Here is a 2,137-nt window from a genome sequence, read left to right as displayed (position 1 = left end):
GTGACCGGCCGTTTCGGTTGATCGTGACCGGTCATTTCGCTAACGCGTGACCGCTCATTTCGGTAGCAACGTGACCGATTTTCCGCCTGTTCCGAAACAGGTGGTCACGGCTTACCGAAATCGCCGGTCACGACTTAGCGAAAGCCTTCCCCTTCGTTGCGCATGACCTGATGCGCCGCCATCCTCGACCGATTTCGGGAGAGGAAGATGGCGGCGCCGCGAGTAGCCATGCGAAACATCAAAGAATGTCTGCGCCTCAAGTTTGAGGCCGGCTTGTCCCACGAGAAGATTGCCCGTGCCTTGCAGCTGTCCAAGGGCGTGGTTAGCAAGTACATCGCGGCGGCGCGGGTGGCCGGGCTGGACTGGCCGGCGCTGGTGGCCATGGACGAGGCCGCGCTGGCGGCCGCCTTGTTTGCACCGACGTCGACGAACAAGCCGCGCGGTGAGCGAGTGCTGCCCGATGTGCTGAGCATCCACCGCGAGTTGCGACGCAAGGGCGTGACCTTGCAGCTGCTGTGGGAGGAATATCTCGCCGCGCATGCGGGCCAGCCGACCTACCGCTACACCCAGTTCGTCGAGCACTACCGGCGCTACGCCCAGACGCTCAAACGTTCGATGCGTCAGCTGCACCGTGCGGGCGAGAAGCTATTCATCGACTATGCCGGGCCGACGCTGCCGGTGGTCGACCCGGCCACCGGCGAAGTGCGCCGGGCGCACATCTTCGTCGCCGCCCTGGGCGCCTCGAATTACACCTATGCCTGCGCGACGCCAGGCGAAACCCAGGTGGACTGGCTGACCTCGCTGGGCCAGGCTCTGACCTACTTTGGCGGCGTGCCGGAAATGGTTGTGCCGGACAATCCGCGCGCCCTGGTCGCCCAGCCGGATCGCTACGAGCCGGGCCTGAACCGGGCCACGCTGGAGTGCGCGCGTCATTACCAGACGGTGATCCTGCCGGCACGGCCACGCAAGCCTCAGGACAAGGCCAAGGCCGAGGTGGCGGTGCAGGTGGTCGAGCGCTGGATCATGGCGCGGCTGCGCCATCGGCAGTTCTTCAGCCTGCATGCGCTTAACCAGGCCATCGCCGAGCTGCTGGAGGATCTGAATCGGCGCCCGTTCAAGCGGCTCGATGGCTGCCGGCGCGACTGGTTCGAGCGCCTGGATCGCCCGGCCTTGCGAGCGCTGCCGGTGCATCCCTACGAGGTCGCCACCTTCAAGCGCTGCAAGGTCAGCATCGACTACCACATCGAGGTCAATGGCAGCTTCTACAGCGTGCCCTCCGCCCTGGCCCGGCAGAACGTGGACGTGCGACTGACGGCACACACCCTGGAAGTGCTGCATGGCAACCGGCGGGTGGCCAGCCACCTGCTGCTGGGGCGACGCGGCGCTTACAGTACCCAGCGCGAGCACATGCCCGCGGCGCACCAGGCGCATCGCGAATGGACGCCACAACGCCTGCTCGACTGGGGCGCGCGGATCGGCCCCTACACGCGCCAACTGATCGATCACCAACTGACCCACAAGCCGCACCCGGAGATGGGCTACCGCGCCTGCCTCGGCCTGCTCTCGCTGGCCCGGCGCTATGGCAATGCACGCCTGGAAGCCGCTGCCGAACGTGCCGTACACCTGCGCGCCTTCACCGGGCGCAGCGTGCGCAACCTGCTCCAGCAAGGCCTGGATCAACAGCCGCTGCCCCAGCGTGCCGCCGAAACGACCTTACCCGGCGACCACGAGAACGTCCGTGGCGCCGACTACTACCAACCCCCGCAACAGGAGCTGTTCGATGATGCCGCAACACACCCTGAATCAACTGCACCAGCTACGCCTGGACGGCATGGCCCGCGCCCTGGAAGAGCAATGGACGCTGCCGGCCAGCCACAGCCTGAGTTTCGATGAACGCCTCGGCCTACTGCTCGACCGCGAACTGGCCTGGCGTGACAACCAGCGCCTGGTACGGCTGCGCAAGAAGGCCAAGCTCAAGTACAGCAACGCTTGCCTGGAAGATATCGACCGCCGCTCCGGTCGCGCCCTGGACGAGCGTCTGATCGCCACCCTGGCCAGTGGCGACTGGATCCGCCAGCAGCACAACCTGCTGCTGACCGGCCCGACCGGTGCCGGCAAAACCTGGCTGGCCTGCGCC

1 protein-coding gene and 1 pseudogene are annotated in these 2,137 nt (G+C 66.3%); both read left to right on the top strand.

Annotation, left to right across the window (positions count from 1 at the left end):
• Positions 1–207 precede the first annotated feature (207 nt).
• Positions 208–1,893, top strand: coding sequence for an IS21 family transposase (gene istA / locus N5J71_RS22225; protein ID WP_041506137.1), 1,686 nt, complete (start codon positions 208–210; stop codon positions 1,891–1,893).
• A pseudogene (gene istB, locus N5J71_RS22220) lies at positions 1,781–2,137 on the top strand (IS21-like element IS1474 family helper ATPase IstB); the annotation flags it as partial. The gene istA and the pseudogene istB, both read left to right, overlap by 113 nt.

The organism is Ectopseudomonas oleovorans, from assembly GCF_029845265.1.
Lineage (GTDB): Bacteria > Pseudomonadota > Gammaproteobacteria > Pseudomonadales > Pseudomonadaceae > Aquipseudomonas > Aquipseudomonas oleovorans.
Note: the sequence above shows the minus strand (reverse complement) of the source record. Positions and strands in the feature narration are given on the sequence as shown.

Bases quoted from the DNA above. Each gene is read 5' to 3' on its own strand.
- istA (WP_041506137.1), top strand. From the start codon at position 208: ATGGCGGCGCCGCGAGTAGCCATGCGAAACATCAAAGAATGTCTGCGC.